We start from the raw sequence: 7,456 nt of genomic DNA, 5'->3' as shown, positions 1-7,456 counted from the left end.
CAAGGTTCGGGATCCACAGGAGCGGATGCGCGCCGAACGGGGCCGAGAGCAGCTCGTGTGCGAAGCCGCCAGGACCCTTGATCTTGAGGTTGTAGTAAATCATCAGCACGAACACGCCGAGCGCGATGCCGAACGTGCCATTGAGGTCGGCAGTCGGGACGATGCGCTGGTGCGGCAGTACTTCGGACAGGCCGAGCCAGCCGATGACGCGCGTGGGCAGGTCGACGGGAATGAAGTCGAGCGAGTTCATGAGCGCGACCCAGATGAAGACGGTCAGCGCGAGCGGTGCGATGAATGCGCGGTTGCCATGGACGATGGACTTGGACTGGTCCTCGACCATCTCGACCAGCATTTCGATGGCGCACTGGAAGCGGCCCGGTACGCCCGGGGTCGCTTTGCGCGCAGCGAGGCGCAGGATGAGGATCGTCACGACGCCGCACAGGATCGACCAGAACAGCGTGTCGATGTTCCAGACACTGAAGTCGACGATCGACGTCTGGTGCGAGGTCGCAAAGTTCTGCAAGTGGTGAGCAATGTACTCGGACGGACCCGGTCCGCTCGTTCCTTCGCTAGCTGCCATATCGTTAGAGCCACCCAAATTGTCGAAAATCGTTTTCGGCCGTTCCCGCCGCAATACTGTATTGCGGGAACACGCCGCCGTGGATCGTGTCTTATCTGCTTCGCATCGGCCAGCTAACTTCCACCGTCATCGCTTCGACGCCTTGACTTGAGGCGGCGCGATGTTGGTGGGTCAGCGCCACGCGAGCGCGATCCAGTATGTCTTTAGTGCGATCAGGTACGTGACGAGCAGGGGAATCCACAGCACGTCGTGATACCAGAACGCGATGGCGACGAACATCGCAATCGTCGCCCCCATCTTGAAGGCTTCACCGAGCATCCAGTTAAATACGGTGCCGGCCCTGCTCAACTGCTTCAGGCGCGCCGCGAACAGCGCACCGGGTAACCAGCAGATCGCTCCGCCCAAAAAGGCCGACAACGCAGCACTGCCCGGCGGCTTATAAAACAGCCACCACGCCAACGTTGCAACCAGGGACAAAACCACTTGCGCCGCGACGACACGAAACGGCGTGACGCGCGATGGGCGACTCACCTGTGCGCCGAAGATTTGCTCGGCTTCGGCCCGGGTGAGCGGAACGATGTCGTTGTTATCTTGCTGGCTGGCGTCCAGCTCATCCCAGCGCGCGTTGTGATCCGCTTTGGAAACACCGCGTCCGGAATTTTTTGCCGCTGCATCCTGCCCCCGGCTGGATGCTCCGACTTCGCCCGGCGGTACATCGGGCCCTTCATGCGCCTGCGGCGCTTCGTCTGGCCTCTGACCCACCATCGCTTGATTCCGGAAATTCGCCTTGCACGCGTTTTATTACAGCGCACTTACAGCATCGCCAACCAAATAAATCCGGGCGATTGTAAGCGATAGTTGCAGGCAATTCAAGACTTTAGGCCCTTCAATAACACCTGTGAAATGCGACTTCATGATGCGGAAAACACGGCGCTGCGAAGGTGTGACCGGTAACTGTAAGGGACGCAGCAGGCAAGGCGCAATCATCAGGATGACCAGGTAATTTTGAGGCCATCTGGCGCGCAATCCTGGCGATGCGCCACGATGTGGGACGGGGTGCCGTCAGAACAGATGCAGCAGCAGCGCGCCGCCCAAAAAGGCCACGATCCAGAACGGCACGGCGATCAGGTGAAACAGCAGCCACACGCCGCGCTGGCCGGACAGACGCACGGCGATGAGATTCGCCAGCGAGCCGATGGCGACTCCGAAGCCCCCCACGCTCACGCCAAACGCGAGCGCGCGCCAGTCGTGCGTGAAGCCCGCGAGCACGATGGCGGCCGGAACATTGCTAATCACTTGCGACAGCACCGCGCCTGCGGCAAAAGCACGCATCGGCGTTTGCAGCGACAGCGACGTCAGCGCGTGATGGATGGCGGGCAGCGCGGCCACGCTGCGCAGGACGATGAACATCAGCACGAAGATCAGCAGCAGCAGCCAGTCGATCTTGAGCACGATGCGAATGCGCCAGATCACGAAGCCCGCGGCGACCGCGGCCAGCGCGACGCCTGCGTGGTGTGCATCGGCGAGCAGCACGAACGCGACGAAGAGCAAAGCCGCCACGGTCGCCAGCGCGCGATCGACGCGCTGCGGCGCGGCGTCTTTCGAGAGATCGAGCGGTGCGGCCCTGAAGAGAAACGCCGCGACCAGGATGAGCATCGCCATGAGAAACGCGCAAAGCGGAGCGAGCCCCACGACGAAACGTCCGAACGACACCCCGCTCGCCTGCCAGAGAAACAGGTTCTGCGGGTTGCCGAGCGGCGTGAGCACCGAGCCCGCATTCACGGCAAGCGCGATGACGATCACGAGGCGCTTGAGCGGCAGCGGCGTGAGCTTGTGGAGCGACATCACGAGCGGCACCACGACGAAAAGCGCCACATCGTTGGTCACGATCATCGCCAGCACCGCGGCCAGCGCGACGAGCAGCATTGCGAGCCCGCGTTCCGAGTGAATGTGGTGGACGAGCTTGTGCGCGAGCCAGGTCAGCAGTCCTGAATATTCGATACCCTTCGTCAGAATGAGCAGGCCCGCGAGGGTCATCACGGTTTGCCAGTCGACGAGTGCGGGCAGCGAGGCAATGGGGCGAGGCGCGTAAATCTGCAACGCCACGAACGCCACGACGAGGATCGCGAGCACCGGCTCCGAAACGGCGAATGCGCCGATACGGCGCAGCAGGCTCAAGGGCTCACGCGCGCCCTGCTCCGATTCGCGCACCGGCTTTATGCGCCGGCGCGCGCGTTTGCCGCGGCGGCGCGCATCGCGCCCATCACGCTGCCGTCTCGCCGCGCAGGCGCAGCAGGATGCCGTCGAGCGCGTCGAGGTCGCCGAAGTCGACCGTGAGCTGCCCTCGCCCGCGTCGGCCGAGCTTGATCTTCACCGATGCGGCGAGCAGGTCCGACAGTTCCTCTTCGAGGCGGCGCGTGTCGCGCCCGCCGTCGTGCGCGGCCTTTGCCTTCACCGCCGGTGCGGCCTTCGTCGTGGCCGAAACGAGCTTCTCCGTTTCACGCACCGACATCCGCTTGTTGACCACCTGGTTCGCCAGCGTGATCTGCGTGGCGGCGTCCACGGCGAGCAGCGCGCGGGCGTGGCCCATGTCGAGATCGCCGGCCAGCAGCATGGTCTGCACGGGCGCCGCGAGGTTGAGCAGACGCAGCAGGTTCGACACCGCGCTGCGCGAGCGTCCCACCGACTCGGCCGCCTGCTCGTGCGTGAAGCTGAACTCGTCGAGCAGGCGCTGGATGCCTTGCGCCTCTTCCAGCGGATTCAGGTCCTCGCGCTGGATGTTCTCGATCAGCGCCATCGCGGCGGCGGCCTGGTCGGGCACGTCCTTCACGAGCACCGGCACTTCGGTCAGGCCGGCGATGTGCGCCGCACGGAAGCGTCGCTCGCCCGCGATGATTTCGTAGCGCCCCGTCGCAACCGGGCGCACGAGAATCGGCTGCATCAGACCCTGCGCGCGAATGCTCGCGGCCAGTTCCTGAAGCGCGCCCTCGTCCATGCGTGTACGCGGCTGGTACTTGCCGGCCTGCATCTGCGTGAGCGGCAGCGTGTTGGGCGCACCGTCGATCTTCACTGCCTCGGTGATGTCCGCGCTGCCGCCGAGCAATGCTTCCAGCCCCCGGCCCAGCCCCTTCTTCCGTGCTACTGCATTCATCGTGCTTCCCCAGTCTCGTCAGAGTGCGCGCACGCGCTCGATCATTTCCGCGCCGAACTGCACGTAGGCCTGTGCGCCGCGCGAGGCGCGATCGAACACCACACCCGGCAAGCCGTAGCTGGGTGCTTCGGCGAGGCGGACGTTGCGCGGGATCACGGCGTCGAAGACCTTGTCGCCGAAGTGCTCTTTCAACTGCTCGGAAACCTGCTGCTGCAGCGTGATGCGCGGGTCGAACATTACGCGCAGAAGGCCGATCACCTTCAGGTCGCGATTCATGTTCGCGTGGACCTGCTTGATCGTATTGATGAGATCCGAAAGGCCCTCGAGCGCGAAGTATTCGCACTGCATCGGGATCACCACGCCATGGGCGGCGCACAGGCCATTGAGCGTGAGCAGCGAAAGCGCCGGCGGGCAGTCGATGAGTACGAAGTCGTAGTCGGCGTCGACTTCGGCGAGCGCGGCCTTCAGGCGCCGCTCGCGCTGCTCGACCGTCACGAGTTCGACCTCGGCGCCGGCCAGTTCGCGGTTGGCCGGCAGCACGTCGTAGCCGACCTGCTCCGGCCGCGTGCGCGCGGCGTTCACCGTGACACCGTCGACGAGCACCTCGTACACCGTGTTCTCGCACGCGGCCTTGTCGATGCCGCTGCCCATCGTGGCGTTCCCCTGCGGGTCGAGGTCGATGAGAAGGACACGTTGTCCCTGCGATGCGAGGCTCGCGGCGAGATTGACCGTTGTCGTCGTCTTGCCGACGCCGCCCTTCTGGTTCGCAACGCAGAAGATTTTTGCCATCTTTTGTGTGTCCCTTTTACTGCCTTAAGAAGTTTGCTTACGTTATGACCGAACCGCCTCGCACACCATTCGGCCGATTGGCCATCGCCGGACCGGTTCAGACCGCGGCGACCGGCTCAACCGACACTTCGATCAGGTGGCGCTCCGCGTCGAGCATCGGCACGCTCAGGCGAATCGTATTCAGCGCCCGGGTGCCCGCCGGCAAGCGTTCGATCTCGCCTTCGGGGTGCACACCCTTCATGGCCCAGATCGCGCCGCCGTCGGCAACGAGATGACGGGCCAGTGTAACGAAATCGGCGAGATCCGCGAATGCCCGAGACACGATCAAATCGAATTTTTTCGATACTTCGATGCCGGGACGCAGCGATTCGACCCGGCCGGTCACCACCGAGAGGTTCGCGAGTCCGAGTTCAGCCTTCGCCTGCGACTGGAACGCCGACTTCTTCTGCACGATATCGTTGAGCGTGACCTGCCAGTCCGGGCGCACAATTGCGAGCACGATGCCGGGCAGGCCGCCGCCGGAGCCGACATCGAGCACCGTTGCTTCGGCGCGCATCGGCAGATGCGGCACGATCGAAAGCGAATCGAGAATATGCTGGATCAACATCTGGCGCGGATCGCGGATTGCCGTGAGGTTATACACGGCGTTCCACTTCGCGAGCAGCGCAACGTAGTCGAGCAACTGCTCGTGCTGCCGTTCGCTGAGTTCGACTCCAAGCGCCTCTGCGCCTTCTTTCAGCAGACGAGCCAGCGCGTCGCGGTCCGCAATACCGGGTTGCCTCGAGCGGCCCGTCATTGCGCCACCGGTGTCGAGTCGGTGCCGCTTTCGTCAGCAGCGCCCGGATTCTGGCGGCGGCGGCCAAGGCCACGCTTGAGGTGCACCATCAGCAGCGAGATTGCGGCGGGCGTAATGCCCGAAATGCGCGACGCCTGGCCGATCGTCTCCGGGCGGAACTGATTCAGCTTCTGGCGCGCTTCAAACGACAGGCCACGCACTTCCGCGTAATCGATGCCTTCGGGCAGACGGGTATTTTCCTGCGCGCCATTGCGCTCGATCTCGTCGGCCTGGCGATCGATATAGCCCTGATACTTGATACCGATTTCGATCTGTTCCTTGATCTGGGCGAGCAGAACCTCGTCGTCGGCGAGCGGGGCTTCCGGCGCGCAAGCGCCTTCGCGCAGACCGCAAACGCCGTCGTAACTCACGCCCGGGCGGCGCAACAGGTCCGCGAGGTTGTATTCGCGGTCGATCGACTTGCCAAGCAATGCCGTCGCTTCTTCGGCCGAAAGCGTCTTGGGGTTCACCCACGTCGACTTCAGACGCTCTGTTTCACGTGAAACAGCATCGCGTTTGCGGCAGAACGCGTCCCAACGAACGTCATCAATCACGCCCAGCTTGCGGCCGATCTCCGTCAGACGCATATCCGCGTTGTCTTCACGCAGGCTCAAACGGTATTCGGCTCGGCTCGTGAACATGCGATACGGCTCAGAAACACCACGCGTCACCAGATCATCGACCAGCACGCCGAGGTACGCCTGATCGCGGCGTGGGCACCATGCGTCCTTGCCCTGCACCTGCAGGCCTGCGTTCATGCCGGCGAGCAAGCCTTGTGCGGCCGCTTCTTCATAGCCCGTTGTGCCGTTGATCTGGCCCGCAAAAAACAGGCCGTTGATCACCTTGGTTTCGAGCGAAGCCTTGAGGCCGCGCGGGTCGAAGTAGTCGTATTCGATCGCGTAGCCCGGACGCAGGATGTGCGCGTGCTCGAGGCCGCGCATCGAGTGCACAAGTTCGAGCTGCACATCGAACGGCAGGCTCGTGGAGATGCCGTTCGGGTAGAACTCGTTCGTCGTCAGGCCTTCCGGTTCGAGGAAGATCTGATGCGATTCCTTGGACGCGAAGCGATGAATCTTGTCCTCGATGGACGGGCAATAGCGCGGCCCTACCCCTTCGATCACGCCCGTGTACATCGGCGAGCGGTCGAGACCGCCACGAATGATGTCGTGGGTGCGCTCATTCGTATGCGTGACCCAGCAGGGAATCTGGCGCGGATGCTGCTCCGCGCGGCCGAGAAACGAGAACACCGGCACCGGATCGAGGTCACCCGGCTGCTCTTCGAGCACCGAGAAGTCGATCGTGCGGCCGTCGATACGCGGCGGTGTACCCGTCTTGAGGCGGCCCTGCGGCAGCTTCAGCTCCTTCAGGCGCGACGAGAGCGTCACGGCAGCAGGATCGCCAGCGCGGCCGCCCGTGTAGTTGTTCAGGCCCACGTGGATCTTGCCGTCGAGGAACGTCCCCGCCGTCAGCACGACTGCCCGGCTGCGGAAGCGGATGCCCACTTGCGTGACGGCGCCCACGACGCGGTCGCCTTCGACCATCAAGTCTTCCACGGCCTGCTGGAACAGCCACAGATTCGGCTGATTCTCGAGGCGTCGACGGATCGCCGCCTTATAAAGAATGCGGTCGGCCTGCGCTCGCGTCGCCCGAACCGCCGGGCCCTTGGACGAATTGAGGATGCGGAACTGGATCCCGCCCTCGTCCGTCGCAGCGGCCATGGCGCCGCCGAGTGCATCGACCTCCTTCACCAGATGGCCCTTGCCAATGCCGCCAATCGACGGATTGCAGCTCATCTGGCCGAGCGTTTCGATGTTGTGCGTGAGCAGGAGCGTCTTGACGCCCATGCGGGCGGCGGCAAGCGCAGCCTCGGTTCCGGCGTGACCGCCGCCGACGACGATTACGTCAAACTCTGTGGGATAAAGCATGGCGGGACCTCACGCACGGACGGAAACGACCGCGTGAGCCTTCTCAGAAAAAATGGTATGCGCGAATTATAACGGTTTCGGGTTTTCGGCCGTTCACACCCGAATTTTGTTCCCGGACTCGGCCCGTGTTGAGCAAAAAAAAGCGGCGTGTTTCACGTGAAACACGCCGCTCATTT

General features: G+C 63.6%; 7 protein-coding genes. All 7 read right to left on the bottom strand.

Annotation, left to right across the window (positions count from 1 at the left end; translation table 11 throughout):
- Positions 1–580, bottom strand: a 580-nt coding sequence (locus tag AB4Y44_RS34455) for a FoF1 ATP synthase subunit a (RefSeq protein ID WP_368702035.1), incomplete at its 3' end; no start/stop codon positions are given.
- 171 nt (positions 581–751) lie between these two features.
- A complete protein-coding gene (locus AB4Y44_RS34450; RefSeq protein WP_342920310.1) occupies positions 752–1,345 on the bottom strand; it encodes an ATP synthase subunit I in 594 nt (197 codons plus the stop codon).
- Positions 1,346–1,642: 297 nt separating this feature from the next.
- Positions 1,643–2,758, bottom strand: coding sequence for an SLC13 family permease (locus tag AB4Y44_RS34445; protein ID WP_342920434.1), 1,116 nt, complete (start codon positions 2,756–2,758; stop codon positions 1,643–1,645).
- Between the two features lie 85 nt (positions 2,759–2,843).
- Positions 2,844–3,731 (bottom strand): ParB/RepB/Spo0J family partition protein, encoded by an 888-nt coding sequence (locus AB4Y44_RS34440; protein WP_042265990.1) that lies wholly within the window; start codon positions 3,729–3,731, stop codon positions 2,844–2,846.
- Between the two features lie 18 nt (positions 3,732–3,749).
- Entirely contained in the window at positions 3,750–4,520 is a 771-nt protein-coding gene (locus tag AB4Y44_RS34435; protein ID WP_069264452.1) for a ParA family protein, read from the bottom strand.
- 97 nt (positions 4,521–4,617) lie between these two features.
- Positions 4,618–5,316, bottom strand: a complete 699-nt coding sequence (rsmG, locus tag AB4Y44_RS34430; RefSeq protein ID WP_368702034.1) for a 16S rRNA (guanine(527)-N(7))-methyltransferase RsmG — start codon at positions 5,314–5,316, stop codon at positions 4,618–4,620.
- Positions 5,313–7,280: a tRNA uridine-5-carboxymethylaminomethyl(34) synthesis enzyme MnmG gene (mnmG, locus tag AB4Y44_RS34425; RefSeq protein WP_368702033.1), complete on the bottom strand. Its 1,968-nt coding sequence runs from the start codon at positions 7,278–7,280 to the stop codon at positions 5,313–5,315. The genes rsmG and mnmG overlap by 4 nt, the downstream gene beginning before the upstream one ends.
- Between the last annotated feature and the right edge of the window lie 176 nt (positions 7,281–7,456).

Origin of the sequence: Paraburkholderia sp. BR10937, assembly GCF_040965695.1 — a bacterium.
In the GTDB taxonomy this organism is placed as follows: domain Bacteria; phylum Pseudomonadota; class Gammaproteobacteria; order Burkholderiales; family Burkholderiaceae; genus Paraburkholderia.
This window is presented reverse-complemented; position numbering and strand designations above follow the sequence as displayed.